Below are 20,306 nucleotides of genomic sequence, written 5' to 3' on the forward strand. Positions count from 1 at the left end.
TGCAACGGCCTTTTTTCTTGGGCGCTGCAGACGCATCGACCCCAGAAGGTCGCATCCATGGCGCAAAAAAAGGGAGCCAGCGGCTCCCTTCCTGGATGAGAGGATCACCTCCCACGCATCACTTGCGCAGCAGTTGCTTGAGCACGTTCTGCAGACGGCGCGCGCTGGCATCATCGCGCGGCGATGCCAGCACCCGGGCGGCATCGTTGCCCCAGGTTTCCTGCGGAGCAGGATCGTTGCGGCGCGTCAGCAGCTGCAGCTGCAGGGCACGGCGGGCGCTCAGATGTTCCGCAGGCGTGGGAACGTCGGCGGCCATTTCAAGGCGCAGCAGGGCTTCGCCCGCGTCTCCCTTGGGTGCCTGACCCAAGGCCTGCGACCAGGCGCTGCGCACTTGTGCAGACACGCGGCCGCCAAGCTGTTGTGCAGCCGGCATCTGGGCAGCATCACGCGACTCCCACGCCGCCATCAACTGGGTCAGTGCCTCACCATGGGCCTGGGCCGCGAGCTTGCGCAGGGCGTCCTGGGCATGCTCCATGGCTTCACGCTGGGCGCGGAAGGCGGGGTCCGCCAGGCGCGGTCCGCGCTCTTCGCGCGGCTCGCGGCTGAAACGGCCACTGTCGCGGCTGTCTCGGCCATCCCGGCCGTCGCGACCACGGCCACCATCGCGGCGGTCGCCAGGACGGGCAGCACGTGCACCGCCCTCTTCCTTCTTCATGCCAGGACGATCATCGCCGCGCACGGCAACCACGGGGCGCACCGGCACCGGCTTGGCTTCGGACTCTTCCGAACCCGCTGCAGCAGCGGCAGGCTCCTGTGCTGGCTGGGCCGCATTCACGGAAGCATCGGCACGGCCACGCAGCGCTTGCTCCAGAGCCTCCACCGCAGCGCGGATTTGCTGCACGTCACCCGAGGTATTGGCAGCTTCCACGGCCTGCGACGCTTCCAGCACGCGGCGATCATGGTCGCTGAGTGCCACGGCTGCGGCGCGGGGGCCCCGCTCGGTGCCCTTGCGGTTGAAGGCTTCGTCCAGTGGCTTGCGGAAGGCATCCCAGAGCTTTTGCTCATGCTTGCGGTCCAGAGGCACGGCCTGCGCCTCGGCCTGCCAGCGCTGCTGCAGGGCCTTGACGGCGTCGATGCGCAGGTTGGGCGCTGCGCCCAGAGCGGTGGCTTCGTCGATCATGGCGTGGCGACGCTGCAGGCTGGCCTTTTGCGCGGCATGCAACGGAGCCTCGGCCAGGGCCATGGCCTGCTTGAACTGGGGTTGCAGTTCGGCAAACAGCTTCTCGCCGATGTGCCCGCTTTCACGCCAACGTTCAGCGAACTGGCGCAGTGCGCGCGCCGCGCCCTTGAGATCTTCGCTGGCGGACTGCTGTGCTGCCCACGCCTTGATCTCTTCGATCAGCGCCAGGCGCTGTGCCTTGGACTGGGTGGTTTCGGTGCGCAGCTTGTCGTGCCAGGATTCGACCACCTTGTGGGCCGTGTTGCAGGCTTCGTCAAACTTCTTCCACAGTGCGTGGTTGGCTGCGCTGCCCTGGTCGGCCAGCTTCCATTGCTCGCGCAGGCTGCGCAGCGATTCCTGGATCTTGCGGCCACCCAGCGCCTGGCCTTCAGGGCGGTTCAGCAGGGCTTCCGCCTTGGCAACCAGTTCCTCGCGCAGCTTGTCGGCGTTCTGGCGCGGCCAGCCTTCGGACTCGCCAGCGGCCAGAAGGGCCTCATGCACCTTGGTGACCAGTACATCGTCCACCAGGCGGCCATGGGCCTTGATGGCGGCGCGCACGGCCTGCACGGCGGCGGAACCCGCCTTGCTTTCGCCGGCAACCGTCTCAGCCTGGAGCTGCTCCAGCGCCTGGGTCAGTGCACTGCTGGCGGCAGCCACTTGCTCAGGCGATGTCTTCGCCTTGGGCTGGGCTGCGCTGCGGGCAGCGGGAGCCGGCTTGGACGGCTCGGCGGCCGCTGCCTCGGGAGGCAGGCCACGCGCCACGCGCAGCTCATCGGCCCACACGGGCACGGTGGGCAGCGGAGCGGCTTCGTCGGCGGCGGCAGCTTCGGTCAGCGCCAGTGCAGACTGGAAGGCATCCCAGACCAGGATCAGCTGTGCGCTGGCGGCTTCCAGCTGGGGCGGGAAACGTCCGTCCACGCTGGCCCAGTTGTCATCGCCAGTCAGTTCGCCGGCCTGCTCCTGCCAACGGGCCACGTCGGCGCGCAGGTTGTCGAGCACAGCCTGGGCATCGCGCCAGGGCTTGGTGGACAGGACCTCGATGCGCTGGGCCAGCAAAACGGCCACTTCGCGCTGGACCTGCACGCGGTGCTGCAGCTCCTCGATGGCCTTGACACGCTCGGCCAGCTGGGCCTTGTGCTGCGACAGAGGTTCACGCGACAGCGGTGCGCCCGCCTTGGCGGCGTCGCGCTGCCAGGCGATGGCGTCGGCGGCATTGAAGGGCGATGCGACCAGCAGCGCCTGGGCCTTTTCAGCCCACTCCACTGCGATCTTTTCCTGGTCCTTGGTGCGGCGGATCTCGTCCAGGCGCTCACGCACGGCACGGGCCGCGCCCTTGTCGCGCGCGCTCAGTTCCTTGAGGACGTCCTGCAATTGCTCGACCGAAGGCTGGGTTGCCAGCCAGTCGCGGATGCGCGCGGCGCGATCACCCGAGGTTTCGGCGGAGAAGGCACCGCCCGTGAGCACATCCAAGGGGTGTTGTTCGGGATTCTTGGCAGAAGCAGGGCTCACTTCAGGTGCATCGGACATGGTGCTGCGGGGGGAAAGAGAAGACATGAATCAATCGTTGAATGTCTGGCTGCCGCGGGCCGCCAGACGCGGCCGGCCAGGCCGCATGCGGGCATGCTAGCCGGACCGGGAAAACCATATTCTCGCCGTTATTTGAAGCGGAGCCAAAACCGGGCTACTGCGTGGACAGGCTGAGCTGGGCGCGCGGACTCCATTCCTGGTCGTCGGAGTCCAGTTTTGGAGCCCCCAGAAACAGGCGTTCAAGCGGCAACTGCTGCTGGGCAAGGTAGTCGCGCACGGCCACGGCGCGGGCCAGCGCCAGTTCGCGCATGGCGTCGTCGGGCACGGCAATCTGCTCCAGCAGCAGATTTCGCATCTGGTCGGTGGGCAGGTCCTTGGCCATGCCGATGACATTGCGTGGCTTGGCAAAGTCGGCGCGACTGTACAGCGCCTTGGTCAAGGCCGGCACTTCGGAGGCAGGCAACTCGGTCACGGACTCTGCCGACTTGCCATCGCGCAGCACCTGGCGGCGTTTCTGGGCGAGCAGCAGGCGATCGAGCTCCGCCTGCTTCCAGGCCTCTTTGTCCTGCGCCTCGCGCGCCTCGCCGATCACGGTGAGCTTGAGGGCCGGGCGATCCTTGAGGGAGGCAACCACCTTGTCCAGGCTCTCGCGGGCCTTGCCGTCGATCTGGGCACGCCCCGGCGCAAAGGCCACCACGCCCGATTCGCTGCTGCCCCCAAAAGCGCCCGACAGCAGCGAGAACGGCGAGGTGATGGCCTTCATGATCAGGTTGCCAATGATCTTGAAGATGACCGGCGCCAGCCTGAATTGCGGGTCGTTGAGCGAGCCGCTGACCGGCAGGTCCAGGTCGATGACTCCGTTGCGGTCAGCCAACAGCGCCACCGCCAGGCGCACGGGCAGCGAGGCGGGCGCGCCTTCGACGGCTTCGCCGAAGGTGAGCTGATGCAGCACCAGCTTGTTGCGCGCCGTGAGCTGGCCATCGGGCTCGATCTTGTAGTTGACGTCCATGCTGAGCTTGCCGCGCTCGATCCCGTGGCCCGCGTACTTGATGGAGTACGGCGACAGCGGGGGCAGTTCCAGGTCGCGCATCTGGGCACGTATGTCCAGGGCCAGCGGCTTGGCCAGGGGATTGACCTGGCCGGTGATCTCAAGCGAAGCCGTGCCCTGGGCGCGGCCGCGCAGTTCCACATCCGCCAGTTGCGGCGCCTGCTGGCTGGCAGGCTGCTCGGACGAGAAGGCGCTCAGGCGACCCGCCAGCTCGCTGAGGTCGGCCGAGTAGTTGGGCTGGATGAAGTAGTCGGAGAACTGCACCCTGCCGCCCGTCAGCACAATCGGCCCGATCTTGATGACGGGCCCAGGCCCGGAGGTGGCCTGCGGTGGCGCCGGTTCGGCGGAAGCCGCCGTGCCATCCGCGGCCGGCGCGGCGTTCTGCTCCAGGGACTGCTGGGACTTCGCCGATTTGACGATGTCCTGCAGGTTGATGCGCCCGTTGCGCTGCACGATGACGCGCGCAAAGAAGTCGCTGAGCGCCGTCTCGCGCACGCTCAGGCGCAGCGGCTGGGCGGGCTGCATCTGCAGGTCCAGCCCGCGCACGGCCAGCGTCTTCCAGGCCACCAGTTCATCGCGCAGGCCGAGACCCAAGGCAACCGACTGGGCCTTGGCCCGGTCGGCCGTGGACTCGCTGAGCACGGCAGCCACGGCGCCTGCCGCCGTGCGTGGCGCGCCCTGCCCTGCGGCCTCGCCCGCCGCTTGCACGGGAGAGGCCAGCGCGGAGCGCATGCGCAGATCCACGAGCTCGACATCCCCCTGCACCGCCAGCTCGGGGCCGGCCGGTTGGCTGACAAAGCGCAGTTGTCCGAGGAAATTGCCGTCGGCACGCACCAACTCCACATTGAGCATGTCGGCAAAGTAGGGCTCCAGCGCATGCAGCGGCAGGCTGCGCGCCTGCAACTTGCCCTGAAGCGACAGCGGCGCCAGCCCCAGGTCCCCCCGCAGGCTCAGCGAGCCCGCCTGGACACGCCGGCCCGAGCCGACCTGGGCGGACAGCTCCAGCGGCGTGGGCGCGGATTTTGCGGCCAGCGGCTCGATGGCGCCCATGCGAAGGCGCAGTGAACCCAGGTCCAGCGACACGGTGCGCGCCGAATCCGCGTTGCGCACGGGCGCTTCGTCACGCAGCGCAATGGCGCCGCCATCGACCTCCACCGCCTGCAGCTTCAGGCCCCAGGGCCGGGTCTTGTCCTTGCCGGCGTCCTGCGATTCGGACGCCGAGGAGGCGGGCGGCAGCCATTGCTCGTACATCCACCGGCCCTGGGCATCGCGCAACACGGCCAGCTGCGGCTTTTGCAATGCCAAGCGGCCAACGGAGACCTGCTGACTGGCCAGATTGACCTGCACCTGCTCCAGCTGCAGGTGCGCGATATCGACGGGCGCGGCCTTGTCCTTGAGGCTCAACTGCTCCACGCCCAGCCCGGCCACCTGAACCACCATGGCGGAACCGTTCCAGCCCAGGCCTGCGTCGGTGCTCAACAGACCCGTCAGCTCGGGTCTGATATGGGCAGACAGGTACGGCGCCGCCAGTTGCAGCGGCAATTGCCGCGCGGAGATGGCCAGTTGGCCCTGCTTGTCGGTCAAGGCCCCGCTCAGCTGCAACTCGGCAGGTTTCGCCCCCTCCCCCGCCGATTCGGGCTGCACCTGCATGCTGGCAGCAAGCTGCAGCGGTTGCTCCAGGGGCCAGCGGATATCGCGCACCTGCAACGACAGCTCGCGCGCCTGCAGCGCAGCGCCCGACTTTCCAGCGTCGGGAGCGGCATCGCGCCAGTGCACCGTGGCATTGGCAACGGACAGCCTGTCCAGGCTGACCTTCCACGGCTGGGGCGCGTCGGAGGCAGGCTTTTCCGCTGCCGGCCTGGCATCCGGGGAGGTAGCCCCCCCCATCGCCATCCAATTGATGCGGCCTTGCGCATCGCGGGCCGCAAAAATCTCGGGGGCGCTCCACTGCACGGACTCCAGCTCTGCAACCGATTGCAGCGGCTGCACGTTCTTGAGCACGGCGGCCAGGCGCTTGAAGCGCAGCAGGGGGGTGCCGTCGCGGTCGTGCAGCTCGGCGCCGGACAGGCTGACCTCCCCGGTGATGCGGACCACGGCCTGCTCGGCCTGCTCAAAGGAGATGTGCAGGTTGGCATCGAGCACGCCGGAACGCGGCTTGACAGGCGCGGTGACGGGCACATAGCCCAAATAAGGTGTCAGGTCCACGCCCTGCCAGTTCAGATCGACAGCGGTCTGGCGCTGCTCGGTGAAGGGCGTGCTCTGGGCGCTGGATTCAAACCGGCTGCCGTTGAGCGCAAAGGACAGGTGCGGGAGCACCTTGATCTCGCGCTTGGACTCCAGGTTGCTGATGAAAGGCAGGCGCAGCTGCAACTGCTCGAGCATGTGCTGGCGCTGCTGGACCTCGTCCTGCAATTCCACGCGGCCGTCGCGCAGCGCAATGTTGTACAGCGCAAAGCCCACGGGCCTGGAGGGCGGCGTGTCGCCGGGTTCGGCCAGCCTGGCCAGCACATCGTCCACATCGAAATGCCCCAGGCTCTGCTGGGTCAGGCGCAGCACCGGCGCATCGACCTCGATGGCATCCAGCACCGGCGCCAGCCGAAACAGCGACTGGATACTGGCATTGACATAGATGCGGTCGATCTGAAGCTGGGGGGACGAAGATGCAGACGGCACGGACTCCGGTGCCGCGCCTTCCGCCTGGCTCCTGGCAATGCTCAGATCCCGCAGGGTCAGCTCCAGCGACCAGGGCCGGAACTCCACTGCACCCACACGGACCTGACGGCCCAGCTTGGCCGATGCCTGCTTTTCCAGTTGACTCTTGGCCACAACGGGCACCAGCGCCCACAGCAGCAGCCACAGCAAAAGGAACGCCACAAGGGCGATGGCCAGCCTGCGCAGCCAGCGGTGCTTGAAGAGAGATTGCATGGGGCTCTGGTAACTAGTACAGCCCCATCCTGGGACACAGGACAGGGCAACGCTGCATTGCACCAGAAATTGGGGCGACAGCAACGGCTGGGTCCGCACCACGGCACATTTCTTGACGTTGCAGCCATCCTTGAACGACAAAGCCCGGAAGCCGTGAACCGGCTTCCGGGCTTTACGGCGGGCACAAGTCCCGACCGTTTTCCGCAGTCAAGGAGAGGATGGTCCTTGCTGCTTGGAAGCAAGAGATTGCTTCCAGGAAGGCCGCGGAAGAAGACTTGAACCACGGTGTCCGCACTATCGAACACCACTTTTACCTGTCTTCCACCTTGGCGAGACGACTGCAGGAGCAGTCGCCTCCAATATAGAAGGACGCAGGGTCGGCCTGCCAGTGCTTTTGCATTTCATTGCAATTTCATGACGCACTCTGAAAACGGCGGAAGCGGCGTACATCGGTAGCACGCCACCCGCTCTTCAAGATCTCAAAACTGTGTTTGCATCCATGGTTTGTTATTATTCATTGATCTAAAAAGTTGATTTCATAGTGTTGACCGTGTATTTGGTGAACTCCTAGAATCCGCCAGCGCTCGAATAGAGCGTTTTTTGTTTCTGCTGCCTCACGACTGAGCAGATCCCGCAGGCATACAACGCAATGGCGCACCAAGCGCCAGCCTCCCGGATCCGCAGCACCCAATCCAGGGTGTCAGCCTCACCGGCCTTCGCTTCGGCGAAGGCCGTTTCGGGTTGGTGCCCCTAGAAAGGAAAAAGCTATGCCAGCGTCAGGAAAATTTTTCGCCGCCGCGCGAACGTTCGCCATCGATGTGGCCAACGGTTTTCTTGCCATCATCCACAACAGCTTCGCCCTTCTGGGCTTGGCTGTGGCCTTCATGGCCATCACTTTGTTCGCCCGCCCTGACCTGCGCGATGCCGGAGAGAGCCAGCTGCGCTCCTGGCTGACCGCTCGCCAGATGGCCGAGCTGGGTGTTCCCGTCGAACTCGCTGCCAGCGATCGGGCGACGGCGACCAACCCCAAGAACCTGCCCAAGGAGCAGGCGGCCGTGGCCTTCTGGCTCAGCAAGAAGTACCGCGTGGCGCCCGAGCCCATCGCGGCACTGGTCAGCGAGGCCTACGACCTGGGCAAGGTCAACCGCCTGGACCCGACGCTGATCCTGGCCATCATGGCCATCGAGTCCAGCTTCAACCCGTTTGCGCAAAGCGCTGTCGGCGCGCAGGGCCTGATGCAGGTGATGACCACGGTGCATACCGACAAGTATGAGAACTTCGGTGGCCAGAATGCTGCCTTCGACCCGGTCAGCAATCTGCGCGTGGGCGTGCGCGTGCTCAAGGAATGCATCGAGCGCGCCGGCTCCATCGAAGGAGGCCTGCGCTACTACGTGGGCGCGGCCAACCTGCCCACCGATGGTGGCTACGCCGCCAAGGTGCTGGCCGAGCACCAGCGCCTGCGCATGGCTGCCGGCCTGCGTGCCGTGCCTTTGATGACCGCCAAGGTAGATCAGCCCCGGCAGGCCGTACAGATCGCCTCCACCAAGCCGGCCACCCCCGTGGCCGAGGCCTCGGGCCCGGCAGCAGCGGCTGCGCCTGCAGCCGTGCCGGTCAGCTCGAGCAACACCTCTGCCCGCTCCGAGCAAGTGGCCCTTCAGTCCCAGGAGCCGGCGCTGTAGCCTGACTTCCCGGCACAGTGAATGCACAGCTGGCCAAGGCCAGCTTTTTTCATGCCCGATCCAACTGCAGGTGGCCCACGCAAACGCCTTCTGCAACGCCCCTGCCAGGTCTTCGGCGCCACCGGCTCAGCTACACTAGCGGGGTACGCAACTGGCGATAGGCGCAGCCGCTTCACGCACCGCTGCCGCTGACGTGGAAACCAGCAGAAGGCCCGAGAAGGACCACCTTCTGTGAACCACCGGGGAGCGTACCGCCCAGCCTCCATGCGCACGCGGGATCTGGAGTGTTCCGCCGTTCGCCTGGGCAGCCCTTGGCCTCAAGGGAATTTCAAGTTCACAGGACTGCCATGTTTCAACGCACCAATACCGTCGAGAAGGTCGACGCCGAAGTCTTTGCCGCCATCCAGGCCGAGAACCTGCGTCAACAAGAACATATCGAGCTGATCGCCAGCGAGAACTATTGCTCGCCTGCCGTCATGGAAGCCCAGGGCTCCCAGCTCACCAACAAGTACGCCGAAGGCTATCCGGGCAAGCGCTACTACGGCGGCTGCGAGAACGTCGATGTGGTCGAGCAACTCGCCATCGACCGCGTCAAGAAGCTGTTCGGCGCCGAAGCCGCCAACGTGCAGCCCAACTCCGGCTCCCAGGCCAACCAGGCAGTGCTGATGGCCTTTGCCAAGCCCGGCGACACCATCATGGGCATGAGCCTGGCCGAAGGCGGCCACCTGACGCACGGCATGCCGCTGAACATGTCGGGCAAGTGGTTCAACGTGGTCTCCTACGGCCTGAATGCCGAAGAAGCCATCGACTACGACAAGATGGAAGCGCTGGCGCGCGAGCACAAGCCCCGCATCATCGTGGCCGGCGCATCGGCCTACGCCCTGGCCATCGACTTCGAGCGCTTCGCCAAGATCGCCCGGGAAGTCGGCGCCATTTTCTGGGTGGACATGGCCCACTACGCCGGTCTGATCGCCGCGGGCGTGTACCCCAACCCCGTGCCCCACGCCGACGTGGTCACCACTACCACGCACAAGAGCCTGCGCGGCCCGCGCGGCGGCGTGATCCTGATGAAGGCCGAGCACGAGAAGGCCATCAACAGCGCCATCTTCCCCGGCCTGCAAGGCGGCCCGCTGATGCATGTCATTGCCGGCAAGGCCGTGGCCTTCAAGGAAGCGCTGTCGCCCGAGTTCAAGACCTACCAGGAACAGGTCGTGAAGAACGCCAAGGTTGTCGCGGAAACGCTGACGGCACGCGGTCTGCGCATCGTCTCCGGCCGCACGGAAAGCCACGTCATGCTGGTGGACCTGCGCGCCAAGGGCATCACCGGTAAGGCGGCCGAAGCCGCGCTGGGTGCCGCCCACATGACGATCAACAAGAACTCCATCCCCAACGATCCCGAAAAGCCGATGGTGACCAGCGGCATTCGCGTGGGCACGCCCGCCATGACCACGCGCGGCTTCAAGGAAGAGGAAGCCCGCCTGACAGCCAACCTGCTGGCAGACGTGCTGGAGAACCCCGCCGACGAAGCCAACCTGGCCCGCGTACGCGCCCAGGTGGCCGAGCTGACGGCCCGCTTCCCGGTCTACGGCGCCTGAGTTGCACGCATAGAGGCCTGCCATGAAGTGCCCGTTCTGCAGCCATCCGGACACCCAGGTCGTGGAGACCCGTGAGGCCGAGGATGGGGGCTTCATCCGCCGCCGCCGCCAGTGCGGCGGCTGCGACAAGCGCTTCACCACCTACGAGCGGCCCGAGGTCAGCTTTCCCGCCATCGTCAAGAAGGACGGGCGGCGCATCGAGTACGAGCGCGCCAAGCTGCTGGGCTCGTTCAAGATCGCGCTGCGCAAGCGCCCCGTGAGCACAGAGCAGATCGATGCCGCCATCGAGCGCATCGAGGAGCGGCTGCGCAACCTGGGCGAGCGCGAAGTGCTCTCCAGCCGCCTGGGCGAGATGGTGATGCGCGAGCTCAAGCTGCTCGACAAGGTCGGCTACATCCGCTACGCCAGCGTCTACCGCAGCTTCGAGGATGTGGACGATTTCAAGAACGTCATGGATGAGGTGCGCAATCCCGGCTGATCAGGCCGGCAGGACGCAAGAAAGCCGCCCTTGGGCGGCTTTTTCTTTGGTGGCCTGGCAGTGTTTCAGGGCGCGGCGGCAGGGATGGGAGCCAGGCCCGAATCCACGTCACCGCACTGGGCACGGTGGCGCAGCGCATGGTCCATCACCACCAGGGCCAGCAGCGCCTCGGCGATGGGCGCTGCGCGGATGCCGACGCAGGGGTCGTGGCGGCCCTTGGTGATGACCTCGGTGCTCTGGCCCTGCACGTCGATGGATTCGCGCGGCGTGATGATGGAACTGGTGGGCTTGATGCCTATGCGCACTTCCAGGTCCTGGCCCGTGCTGATGCCGCCGACGATGCCACCGGCGTTGTTGCTGCGAAAGCCTTCGGGACTCAGCGAGTCGCCGTGCGTGGTGCCGCGCTGGACCACGCTGTCGAAACCGGCACCGATCTCCACGGCCTTGACCGCGTTCAGGCCCATCATGGCGTAGGCGACGTCGGCATCCAGGCGGTCATACAGCGGCTGGCCCAGGCCCACCGGCATGCCGCTGGCCTGCACACGCAGCGCAGCGCCGCAGGAGTCGCCCGACTTGCGCAGCGCATCCATGTATTCCTCGTATTGGGACACATCGGCCACCGGCGCAAAGAAGGGGTTGTTGCGCACATGCTCCCAGCTCTCGAAGGGCAGGGACAACTCGCCCACCTGGGTCATGCAGGCGCGGAACTCGGTGCCGAACTTTTCCTTGAGCCACTTCCTGGCCACGGCACCAGCGGCCACCGTGGGGGCCGTCAGCCGTGCCGAGGAACGGCCGCCGCCGCGCGGATCACGGATGCCGTATTTCTGGAAGTAGGCGTAGTCGGCATGGCCGGGACGAAAGCTCTGCGCAATGTTGGAGTAGTCCTTGCTGCGCTGGTCGGTATTGCGGATCAGCAGCGCGATCGGCGTGCCCGTGGTGCGGCCTTCGTAGACGCCCGAGAGGATTTCCACCGCATCGGGCTCGTTGCGCTGGGTCACGAACTTGCTGGTGCCGGGACGGCGGCGATCCAGTTCTTGCTGGATATCCGCTTCTTTCAGCGCCATGCCGGGCGGACAGCCGTCGATGACGCAGCCTATGGCCGGGCCATGCGATTCGCCGAAGTTGGTGACAGTGAATAGGGTGCCGAAGGTGTTGCCGCTCATAGGCCGACGATTATGCCCGGGTAGCCCGCAAGCGCCGTGCCCGCGGCGGCGGTGCATTGCGCAGACAGCCATCGCCCAGCGAGAATAAAAATAGCTATTGGATTGCAAATATTCATAGTTAAAATTGCAATCCACCCTTTTTCAACCGCCTGCGAATCACCACGCTGGCACCAGCCGCAAACTGCGGGAGGTTCGTGAAATGCAGGCCTCTTACGACTCAACGCAAATCCAGGATCACGGCGACCATGCGGGCAGCACTCCACCGGCATCGCCAGGCCTTCAGCCCAAGGACGAGGAGCAGGACCTTCGCCCCTCGCTGCTGAATGTGCTGCTGACATCGTCCAGCCCTGGCGATTTCAGAACCCGCAACAGGCTTGCCCAGGCCAAGCAGTACATGCGGGCCCGGCTCGACGACCCCGAGCTCAAGCCCTTGCAGGTGGCTCGGGACATGGGCATGTCGCTGCGCAGCCTGGCGCGGCTGTTTGCCACCGAAGGGCTGACCCCGAGCCGCTGGCTCTGGAACGAACGGCTGGCCCAGGCGCACCTGCTGCTTCGGGCAGACAATGCGCGGCGCGTGACCGATGTGGCGCTGGCCTGTGGCTTCACCAGCTTCTCGCACTTCAGCCGTGTCTTCAGACAGGCCTATGACGTGCCGCCCAGCGCCTTGCTCAAGCCCAAACGCCGCCGCGTGCACTGACAGGTCCTGCGGCCCATCCATTCGCTGTTCACGCGACTGTCTGCTTTGCGCCCTGCGCGCAAAGACAAAGGCCTCCGCCGCATTTTGCGTTCGGAGGCCTTGCTGCCCAAGGTGAAACGGACGAAAGGTCGATATCGCCCCGACGATCAGTCCGCGCCCTGGCGCTCGCCCTCGGGCCAGTCGCGGATGTAGGCCTTGAGCATGCGGTTCTCGAAGTTCTGGCTGTCCACCACGGCCTTGGCCACGTCGTACAGGCTGATCACGCCCATGAGCATGCGCTTGTCCATCACCGGCATGTAGCGTGCATGGCGGTCCAGCATCATGCGGCGCACCTCATCCATGTCGGTTTCCATGGTGCAGGTCATGGGAGCGTCGTCCATGGCCGAGCGCACCAGCGTCTCGCCCACCCCGCCGTGCTTGACGAAGCCCTGGATCACTTCGCGGAAGGTCAGCATGCCGACCACGTCGCCATGCTCCATGACCACGAGGGAGCCGATATCGCGCTCCGACATCACCTGCACCGCGCTGGCCAGGCTTTCGTCCGGCGACACCGTGTAGAGGGTGTTGCCCTTGACGCGCAGGATGTCACTTACTTTCATGCCGTATCTCCAAATTTGTCTGTGTCGCCGTGGTTGCGGCAAGCCCGTGTCTGACAGGAAATATAGCCCACAATGCCCGCTTGCCTTGACAACCATGGAGACAGGAATGCCCGGCTACTCGGACCCCGGCTTTGACACCCTGGCGCTGCACGCGGGCGCACAGCCCGACCCCGCCACCGGAGCGCGCGCGACGCCCATCCACCTCACGACCTCGTTCGTGTTCGAGTCCAGCGACCATGCGGCCTCGCTGTTCAACCTGGAGCGCCCAGGGCACGTCTACAGCCGCATCTCCAATCCCACGAACGCCGTACTGGAGCAGCGCGTCTCAGCCCTGGAAGGCGGCGTGGGCGCCATCGCCGTGGCCAGTGGGCAGGCGGCGCTGCACCTGTCGGTGGCCACGCTCATGGGCGCGGGCAGCCATATCGTGGCCAGCACGGCGCTGTACGGCGGCTCGCAGAACCTGCTGCACTACACGCTGGCGCGCTTCGGCATAGAGACCACCTTCGTCAAGCCCGGCGACATCGACGGCTGGCGCGCCGCGGTGCGCCCCAACACCAAGCTGTTCTTCGGCGAGACGGTGGGCAACCCGGGCCTGGATGTGCTGGACATCCCCACCATCAGCGCCATAGCCCATGAAGCCGGCGTGCCGCTGCTGGTGGACTCCACGCTGACCTCGCCCTGGCTGATGAAGCCGCTGGAGCATGGCGCGGACATCGTCTACCACTCGGCCACCAAGTTCCTGTCGGGCCACGGCACCGTGGTCGGCGGCATCGTGGTGGATGGCGGCAGCTTCGACTGGGAAAAGTCGGGGCGCTTCCCGGAGCTGACCGAGCCCTACGACGGCTTCCACAACATGGTGTTCAGCGAGGAAAGCAGCACCGGCGCCTTCCTGCTGCGCGCGCGGCGCGAAGGCCTGCGCGACTTCGGCGCCTGCATGAGCCCGCATACGGCCTGGCTGATCCTGCAGGGCATAGAGACGCTGCCGCTGCGCATGGAGCGCCACATCCGCAATACCGAGAAGGTGGTGCAATTCCTGGCCAGCCATCCGCTGGTGGGCCGCGTGGGCCACCCGCTGCTGGAGACCCATCCCTCGCACCAGCTCGCCAAGAAGCTGCTGCCGCGCGGCGCGGGCTCGGTGTTCAGTTTCGACATCAAGGGCAACCGCAACCAGGGGCGCAAGTTCATCGAGACGCTCAAGGTCTTCAGCCACCTGGCCAACGTGGGCGACTGCCGCAGCCTGGTGATCCATCCGGCCAGCACCACGCATTTCCGCATGAGCGACGAAGCACTGGCCCAGGCCGGCATCGGCCAGGGCACGATACGCCTGTCCATCGGACTGGAGGATGCCGACGACCTGATCGATGACCTCAAGCGCGCCCTCAAGGCCGCTGAAAAGGCAGCGTGAGCCGACAAGGGAGACACCAACAATGAAGATTGATGTTCAGGGCCACGCCATCTACGCCTATACCGGCGGCAAGGCCTTCAACCCCGCCCAGCCTACGGCCATCCTCATCCACGGCGTGCTGTGCGACCACAGCGTCTGGGCCCTGCAAAGCCGTTACCTGGCCAACCACGGCTGGAACGTGCTGGCCATAGATCTGCCCGGCCACTGCCGCAGCGCAGGTGACGCGCCCGCCAGCGTGGAGGCAGCGGCGGATTTCATCGGCCAGCTCATGGATGCGGCAGGCATCGGGAAGGCCGCGCTGGTCGGCCACAGCTGGGGCAGCCTGATCGCCATGGAAGCGGCCGCGCGGCTGGGCGCGCGCGTCAGCCACCTGGCGCTGGTGGGCACGGCCTATCCGATGAAGGTCTCGCCCGCCCTGCTGGACTCCGCACTGAGCACGCCAGAGCAGGCCATCCGCATGGTCAATGTGTTCTCGCGCGCCACGCTGGCGCCACCCAGCGGCGCAGGCAGTTGGGTATTCGGCGCCGGCATGGCGCTGGGCCGGCGCGTGCTGGCCAGCAATGACCGCACCAACCTGCTGCACACCGGCTTCAAGGCCTGCGACAGCTACGCGGGCGGCGAGGCGGCCATGGCGGCGCTGCAATGCCCGGTCCTGTTCGCCCTGGGCGAGCAGGACCAGATGACGCCGCCCAAGGCCGCCAAGGGCCTGATCGAGGCGGCCCGGGGCGCGCAGCGCCAGGTCAGCATCGTGCACCTGCCCAGCGGCCACAACCAGATGACCGAGGCGCCCGACCAGACGCTGTTCGCCATCCGGGATTTCCTGGCACGCTGAGCCCGGCCGGGTCCTGCCCGCAGGGCCCGGACGCACTCACGCGCCGCGCGCGGGGAAGATGCTCTTTTTCACGAGCGCGTGCACGCCCCAGTTGCCATCCACCACCTGGGTGATGCCGAAGTCCACGGCAATCGACATCAGCGAGATGGCCTCGTCCTCTCCCAATCCCTGGGTGGTCATGAGGAAGTGACGCATCTTGTGATAGGCGTCGCGCAGCGCCAGGTCCACGGAAGACTTCTTGAAGATCTGGTTTTGCGCATCAGGCCCCAGCTCCGCCAGGTAGTTGGCGTAGCTGAAGCCATGCAGCAGCCATTCGTCCTGGGTTTCGAGCAGCGGATAGGCCAGTTCGGCCAGCGGCGTTCCAGGCAGGTCCGCCTTCTTGTGCAGGACCAGCTGGAAGGTGCCGGTCAGCGAGCACTCGATGGCCGTGCCGCACAGCTCGGAGTCCCCCTGCGAGGCATGCGGATCGCCCACGGTGAAGTTGGCCCCTGGCACGGCCACGGGGAAATACATGGTCGCCCCCTTGCCGATGCGCCAGTTGTCGATGTTGCCGCCCGTGTGGTTGGGTGGAATGGAGCTGGCCATCTCCACCTCGGCCGGCGCCACGCCGATGGTGCCGAAGTGCGGGCGCACGGGAACGCGGATATTGCGCAGCACGTTTTCGTTCTTGCTGATCGTGCGGTGGTCCACGGGCACGCCCGGATAGTCGATGGTCGGGTGGACCACGCCGAAGGGGTCGGTCTGCGGCGTCCAGCGGTAGTTGTAGACGGCGCGGGCCCAGTTGCGCTCGCCGGTCGCATCCACCTCGTAGATGGTGACCACCTCGCGCTTTCGGGGCTCGGTGAGCGTGTCGCCATAGTGAAAGCCCCAGTTCGCCGCCGCATTGCTGCCGAAGGTCCGGCCCTTGAATTGCGGGTTGCCCGAGGGGCGTGGCACCACATCAATGATGCGCACTTCCAGCACATCGCCGGGCTGGGCGCCCTTGATGCGTACCGGCCCCGTGCAGATGTGCACGCCCTGGCCTCCGCCTGCGCCGTTCTTGGCATCCATGGGACCGGCGCCCCGGCGATCGACGTTCTTGCGCTGGCTGTCCCAGTGGAACACGCTCTCGGCGCCAGGGTCGCCCCGGACCATGCGTTCGGCATCGTCATTGGCATGGTGGGTCAGCGTCTCCATGGTCACGTAGTCACCCGATTCGACTTCGACCACCGGCTTGGCCGATCTGCTGAAGTAGCCCCAGAGCACGGTGCTGGCAGAGGCGGGAATGTAGTAGTGGCTGGCCATGCCCTGGCCGGCCCGGGCGCCAGGCGCGCCCTGGGCAAAGGCCCGGGACGGTGCCATCGCGCCGCTGATGGCGCCGGCCGAGACCGCGCCGCCACCGACCACCATGGCGTCGCGCAGGAAGGAACGGCGTGCAACCTGGAATTCCTCGCGGATCAGCTTCTCATCGGCTGGCGAGGCACCGTGCTGGCAGCCCGGGCCGCAGATATGTTCTTGGTGGGGGATGGTCATCGAAAATACTCCTGCTGTTGTGGATCGGTGCCGGCAGCGCCAGTGTCCAGGCGAGCATGTCCAGGCCGGTTGTTCCTGCGCGCACAAAAACTTGTCGCGACTGCCATCCGGTGCGCCGGGCTTGGACAGGCTGTACGCGGGCGTTCATAGTTCGCCCCTGATGCACGACGATCCAAGACGCTTTTCCACCCACGCATTTCCCGATGCCTTGCGGCAGGCTGCGCTCAATGAGGCGCTGTCCAGGGCAGACATCCATGGCGAAGCGCCCACGCCACCGGCCACCCACCTGGCGCTGCGCAGCTCGTCACTGGGATCGGTGTTCATCACGCTGGCCACCTCGCCGCTGACGCTGCAGGCCGTGGCCAAGCGGCTGCGCGGCCCGGGCCTGCTGCTGTGCGCCTTGCTGCAAGGCAGCGCCGATGCGGTGATCGAGGACGCCGCGTTCCCGATCAAGGCCGGCTCGGCCCTGCTGCTGGAGTCAGACCGGGACTGGCAGCTGCAGTTGCCCGGCGACGGCCGCCTGCTGCTTGCGCGGCTGGAGTCCTCGAGCTTTCTGTTGCGCCTGCTGCGCTCGTGCCCGCCCGAGGCCAGGCACATCGGCGGGACAGGCGGTGTGGGGGCCATGTGCATGGCAATGGCGGCCTCACTGGCAGAGCAGATCGACACACTGGCACAGGACGATCTGCTGTCGGTGGAGGCCACGCTCACCGACATGCTGGTCACCTGCCTGACACCGCGCGCCGGCAATCCCGACCAGGAGCAGGCCGAGGCGACCGAGCCGCCAAGCGCCGTGCAGCTTGGCCATCTGCGCCGCATCTGCCGCGCCATCGAAACCCGGCTGGGCGATGCCGAGCTGTCCATCGATGCCATCGCCGACGCCGAGGGGCTGTCCACACGCTATCTGCAAAAGCTGTTCAAGGGGGCGGCCACCAGCTTCAGCACCTACCTGCGCGAACGCCGGCTGGAGCGCTGCCGCATGGACCTGAGCAACCGCTCGCTGCAGCATTTCTCCATTGCCGAGCTGTGCTTTCGCTGGGGCTTTGGCGATGCCGCCAACTTCAGCCGCGCTTTCACGGCCCGCTATGGTCTGTCCCCCAAGGCCTATCGCGCCAGTCCGGCGCGCGTGCAGGATGCGCCGCCCGGCCAGCGCGGACGCCCCTCGCCCGCCGAGAGCGCTGCGCAGGGTGCAGAACCGGCCGCAGCGCGCCTGGCACACAGCCCGTTCCAGGCCCTGCTGCGCGACCATGCACGCTACGCCCAGGCGCTGGCCCTTGTGCCCAAGCGCTCGGCGCACGCAGACAATGGCGGTGCGTCGCCCCAGCATTACTACCTTCCGGTCTCCGACAAGACCGTGCACTGGGGCTACCTGAGCCGTTCGCTCAAGCCCGTGCTTTCGGTGCGCTCGGGTGACGTGGTGACCATGGAGACGCTGACCCAGCATGCCTCGGACGACTGGGAACGCATGATCGAGGGCGATCCGGGCGCCGAAAGCGTGTTCCACTGGACCGCGGCCCAGAAGGCCGTGGACCGGCGCGGCGCGGGCCCGATGGACGCCTCGATCTACGGCCGCGGCGCGGGCGAGGGCTTCGGCGTGCACATCTGCACCGGCCCCATCTATGTGCATGAGGCCGAACCCGGCGACCTGCTGGAGATACGCATCCTCGACGTGCAGCCACGCCCCAGCTGCAGCCCCGCCCACCACGGCCGTGTCTTCGGCAGCAACGCCGCCGCCTGGTGGGGCTTTCACTACCGCGACCAGATCACGGAGCCCCGCCAGCGCGAAGTGGTCACCATCTACGAAATCGACCACGCACTGCCCGAGGAGCCCACGGCCCGCGCTGTCTACAACTACCGCTGGACGCCGCAGACCGACCCGTTCGGCGTGGTCCATCCGACCATCGACTACCCGGGCGTGCCCGTGGACCCCGCCACCATCACCCGGCGCTTTGGTGTGCTGGACAAGGCACGCGTGCCGCTGCGTCCGCATTTCGGCATGCTGGCCGTGGCACCGCGAGAGGCCGGCCTGATCGACTCCATACCGCCGAGCTACTTCGGCGGCAACCTGGACAACTGGCGCGCCGGCAAGGGCGCGACGCTCTTCCTGCCCGTATCGGTGCCAGGCGCGCTGTTTTCGGTGGGAGACCCGCATGCATCCCAAGGCGACTCGGAACTGTGCGGCACGGCCATCGAATGTTCGCTGACCGGCAGCTTCGAGCTGCGGGTGCACAAGCGCGCCGCGCTGGACAACCGCTTCCTTGCAGAGCTGGACCACCCTTTCCTGGAGACCGGCTCCGAATGGGTGATACAGGGCTTCAGCTTCACCGACCACCTGGCCGAACTGGGCAGCCAGGCGCAGTCCCAGGTCTATCGCAAGTCATCGCTGGAAGGCGCCATGCGTGACGCCTTCCACAAGGCAAGGCGCTATCTGATGCTGGCCCACGGGCTGGACGAGGACGAGGCCGTATCGCTGATCTCCGTGGCCGTGGACTTCGCCGTGACGCAGGTGGTGGACGGCAACTGGGGCGTGCACGCCGTGATCAAGAAGGCGCTGTTTCCGCCGGAACTCTCGGCGTCCGCCCAGGCGGGCCCATGAAGCCCGCCCGGGATCAGACCCGTGCCAGGAAACGCGCGATGCGTTGGGCAATGCGCTCGGGCTGCTCGCGGTGGGGGACGTGGCCGCCGCCGGCCACGATCTCCACCTCCACCGGGCCGCTGGCGCGGTCGCGGATGCGCTCGGGATGGACCAGGGAGCCGAACTCGTCGAGCTCTCCATGGATGGCCAGCACCGGGCAGCGCACGCGCTCCAGCGCCTCGTCCAGCCGGTAGTCTGCAAAAGGCGGGGACAGCCAGGTATCGACCCAGGCAGACAGCACCCAGGCGGCCTTGTCGCCGTGGTATTTCTCCAGGCGCGCAAGCTGGCCGGGCCGGGCGAAATCCTGTTGGGCCGCGCGAATGCCCTGCAAGGTGCGATCTTCCACAAAGGCCTGGGCGGACTCCGTGATCACCGCCTTGCACTGCGCGCCATATCGGGCCGCCACCATGGCGGCCATGCCGCCGCCCACGCTGTGGCCCAGCACAATGAAATCCCCAAGGCCCAGCCCCTGGTGCACGGCCGGGAACACGGTCTCTGCCTCCCGGGCCACAAAGCCCGGCCCCAGCGTGCCCGGATAGGGATCGGACTGGCCAAAGCCCAGCCGGTCATAGGCCAGCACATCGCGGCGCGTGGCCTCGGCCAATTGCTGCGGGAAATCGCGCCACAGCGCCACCGAGCCCAGCGAGTCGTGCAACAGCACGATGGGCGCGCGCGCCGGGCCTTGTTCGCCTTCGCCGGCCGCCGGCGCCTGCCAGCGCCTGACGTAGATGCTGCCCTGCGGTGTGGGAATGCGGATTTCGTTCAAGGATGCGGGGATGTCGGTCATGCACGAGGAAGGCATCGAAAAAAACTCCATGCCGGTCGGCGCCGGCCCGGCAGACATCATGCGCCTGCATGCCGCCAGAGGGCGACACCGTGGCGACGCGCTGGGCGAAATGCGGCAGCTTTTGTCTCTCTCGGGGCAGCTTTTGCGAACCCGGGCGCGCGGGTTCCTCCGATGGTGAAAGGCCAGGCAGCGGCGTATAAGTTGAAGC

General features: G+C 66.6%; 14 protein-coding genes and 1 riboswitch. Of the genes, 8 read left to right on the plus strand and 6 right to left on the minus strand.

Annotated elements, in window-relative coordinates:
* Nucleotides 1–118: 118 nt before the first annotated feature.
* Both DA1_RS26070 and DA1_RS26075 read right to left on the minus strand, forming a co-directional pair.
* Complete coding sequence (locus DA1_RS26070; protein WP_034396188.1) at nt 119–2,746, minus strand: DUF349 domain-containing protein; 2,628 nt, start codon at nt 2,744–2,746, stop codon at nt 119–121.
* A gap of 154 nt (nt 2,747–2,900) precedes the next feature.
* Entirely contained in the window at nt 2,901–6,719 is a 3,819-nt protein-coding gene (locus DA1_RS26075; protein ID WP_062794181.1) for a DUF748 domain-containing protein, read from the minus strand.
* Between the two features lie 767 nt (nt 6,720–7,486).
* Between DA1_RS26075 and DA1_RS26080 the strand changes: the two genes are divergently transcribed.
* From DA1_RS26080 to nrdR, 3 genes are all read left to right on the plus strand, one after another.
* Nucleotides 7,487–8,398, plus strand: a complete 912-nt coding sequence (locus DA1_RS26080; RefSeq protein ID WP_034396191.1) for a lytic transglycosylase domain-containing protein — start codon at nt 7,487–7,489, stop codon at nt 8,396–8,398.
* 137 nt (nt 8,399–8,535) lie between these two features.
* A riboswitch (ZMP/ZTP riboswitch) is annotated at nt 8,536–8,711 on the plus strand.
* A 34-nt stretch (nt 8,712–8,745) separates the two neighbouring features.
* A complete protein-coding gene (gene glyA / locus DA1_RS26085) occupies nt 8,746–9,993 on the plus strand; it encodes a serine hydroxymethyltransferase (protein WP_034396192.1) in 1,248 nt (415 codons plus the stop codon).
* Nucleotides 9,994–10,015: 22 nt separating this feature from the next.
* Nucleotides 10,016–10,471 carry a transcriptional regulator NrdR gene (gene nrdR / locus DA1_RS26090; RefSeq protein ID WP_012206755.1) on the plus strand — a complete coding sequence of 152 codons (456 nt, stop codon included), beginning with the start codon at nt 10,016–10,018 and terminating at the stop codon, nt 10,469–10,471.
* Between the two features lie 65 nt (nt 10,472–10,536).
* On the opposite strand, the gene aroC is transcribed toward nrdR, so the two are convergent.
* A complete protein-coding gene (gene aroC, locus DA1_RS26095) occupies nt 10,537–11,634 on the minus strand; it encodes a chorismate synthase (RefSeq protein ID WP_034396194.1) in 1,098 nt (365 codons plus the stop codon).
* A gap of 199 nt (nt 11,635–11,833) precedes the next feature.
* On the opposite strand from aroC, the gene DA1_RS26100 reads away from it, so the two are divergent.
* Nucleotides 11,834–12,331 (plus strand): helix-turn-helix domain-containing protein, encoded by a 498-nt coding sequence (locus DA1_RS26100; RefSeq protein ID WP_034396196.1) that lies wholly within the window; start codon nt 11,834–11,836, stop codon nt 12,329–12,331.
* Nucleotides 12,332–12,477: 146 nt separating this feature from the next.
* On the opposite strand, the gene DA1_RS26105 is transcribed toward DA1_RS26100, so the two are convergent.
* Entirely contained in the window at nt 12,478–12,930 is a 453-nt protein-coding gene (locus DA1_RS26105; protein ID WP_012206758.1) for a CBS domain-containing protein, read from the minus strand.
* A gap of 106 nt (nt 12,931–13,036) precedes the next feature.
* Here DA1_RS26105 and DA1_RS26110 point away from each other — a divergent pair, with 106 nt between their 5' ends.
* Nucleotides 13,037–14,335 carry an O-acetylhomoserine aminocarboxypropyltransferase gene (locus DA1_RS26110; protein WP_012206759.1) on the plus strand — a complete coding sequence of 433 codons (1,299 nt, stop codon included), beginning with the start codon at nt 13,037–13,039 and terminating at the stop codon, nt 14,333–14,335.
* A gap of 22 nt (nt 14,336–14,357) precedes the next feature.
* Entirely contained in the window at nt 14,358–15,167 is an 810-nt protein-coding gene (locus tag DA1_RS26115) for an alpha/beta fold hydrolase (RefSeq protein WP_034396198.1), read from the plus strand.
* 36 nt (nt 15,168–15,203) lie between these two features.
* Here the strand turns inward: DA1_RS26115 and DA1_RS26120 are convergent, their stop codons facing one another.
* The gene (locus DA1_RS26120; protein ID WP_013801436.1) at nt 15,204–16,679 is read right to left on the minus strand and encodes an acetamidase/formamidase family protein; all 1,476 of its coding nucleotides are present in this window, start codon (nt 16,677–16,679) and stop codon (nt 15,204–15,206) included.
* Nucleotides 16,680–16,839: 160 nt separating this feature from the next.
* Between DA1_RS26120 and DA1_RS26125 the strand changes: the two genes are divergently transcribed.
* A complete protein-coding gene (locus DA1_RS26125; protein WP_034396200.1) occupies nt 16,840–19,272 on the plus strand; it encodes an acetamidase/formamidase family protein in 2,433 nt (810 codons plus the stop codon).
* Nucleotides 19,273–19,285: 13 nt separating this feature from the next.
* Here DA1_RS26125 and DA1_RS26130 read toward each other — a convergent pair whose 3' ends face one another.
* A complete protein-coding gene (locus tag DA1_RS26130) occupies nt 19,286–20,113 on the minus strand; it encodes an alpha/beta fold hydrolase (RefSeq protein ID WP_034398846.1) in 828 nt (275 codons plus the stop codon).
* Between DA1_RS26130 and DA1_RS30925 the strand changes: the two genes are divergently transcribed.
* Nucleotides 20,088–20,276 carry a hypothetical protein gene (locus tag DA1_RS30925; RefSeq protein ID WP_162269889.1) on the plus strand — a complete coding sequence of 63 codons (189 nt, stop codon included), beginning with the start codon at nt 20,088–20,090 and terminating at the stop codon, nt 20,274–20,276. The genes DA1_RS26130 and DA1_RS30925 overlap by 26 nt on opposite strands.
* Nucleotides 20,277–20,306: the final 30 nt, after the last annotated feature.

Origin of the sequence: Delftia acidovorans NBRC 14950, assembly GCF_001598795.1 — a bacterium.
GTDB classification, from domain to species: Bacteria; Pseudomonadota; Gammaproteobacteria; order Burkholderiales; family Burkholderiaceae_C; genus Comamonas; species Comamonas acidovorans.

Coding starts and splice junctions, on each gene's coding strand:
- nrdR (WP_012206755.1), top strand. CDS start 10,016: ATGAAGTGCCCGTTCTGCAGCCATCCGGACACCCAGGTCGTGGAGACC.
- DA1_RS26105 (WP_012206758.1), bottom strand. CDS start 12,930: ATGAAAGTAAGTGACATCCTGCGCGTCAAGGGCAACACCCTCTACACG.
- DA1_RS26130 (WP_034398846.1), bottom strand. CDS start 20,113: ATGCCTTCCTCGTGCATGACCGACATCCCCGCATCCTTGAACGAAATC.
- DA1_RS30925 (WP_162269889.1), top strand. CDS start 20,088: ATGTCGGTCATGCACGAGGAAGGCATCGAAAAAAACTCCATGCCGGTC.
- DA1_RS26100 (WP_034396196.1), top strand. CDS start 11,834: ATGCAGGCCTCTTACGACTCAACGCAAATCCAGGATCACGGCGACCAT.
- DA1_RS26110 (WP_012206759.1), top strand. CDS start 13,037: ATGCCCGGCTACTCGGACCCCGGCTTTGACACCCTGGCGCTGCACGCG.
- DA1_RS26120 (WP_013801436.1), bottom strand. CDS start 16,679: ATGACCATCCCCCACCAAGAACATATCTGCGGCCCGGGCTGCCAGCAC.
- aroC (WP_034396194.1), bottom strand. CDS start 11,634: ATGAGCGGCAACACCTTCGGCACCCTATTCACTGTCACCAACTTCGGC.
- DA1_RS26115 (WP_034396198.1), top strand. CDS start 14,358: ATGAAGATTGATGTTCAGGGCCACGCCATCTACGCCTATACCGGCGGC.
- glyA (WP_034396192.1), top strand. CDS start 8,746: ATGTTTCAACGCACCAATACCGTCGAGAAGGTCGACGCCGAAGTCTTT.
- DA1_RS26070 (WP_034396188.1), bottom strand. CDS start 2,746: ATGTCCGATGCACCTGAAGTGAGCCCTGCTTCTGCCAAGAATCCCGAA.
- DA1_RS26080 (WP_034396191.1), top strand. CDS start 7,487: ATGCCAGCGTCAGGAAAATTTTTCGCCGCCGCGCGAACGTTCGCCATC.
- DA1_RS26125 (WP_034396200.1), top strand. CDS start 16,840: ATGCACGACGATCCAAGACGCTTTTCCACCCACGCATTTCCCGATGCC.
- DA1_RS26075 (WP_062794181.1), bottom strand. CDS start 6,719: ATGCAATCTCTCTTCAAGCACCGCTGGCTGCGCAGGCTGGCCATCGCC.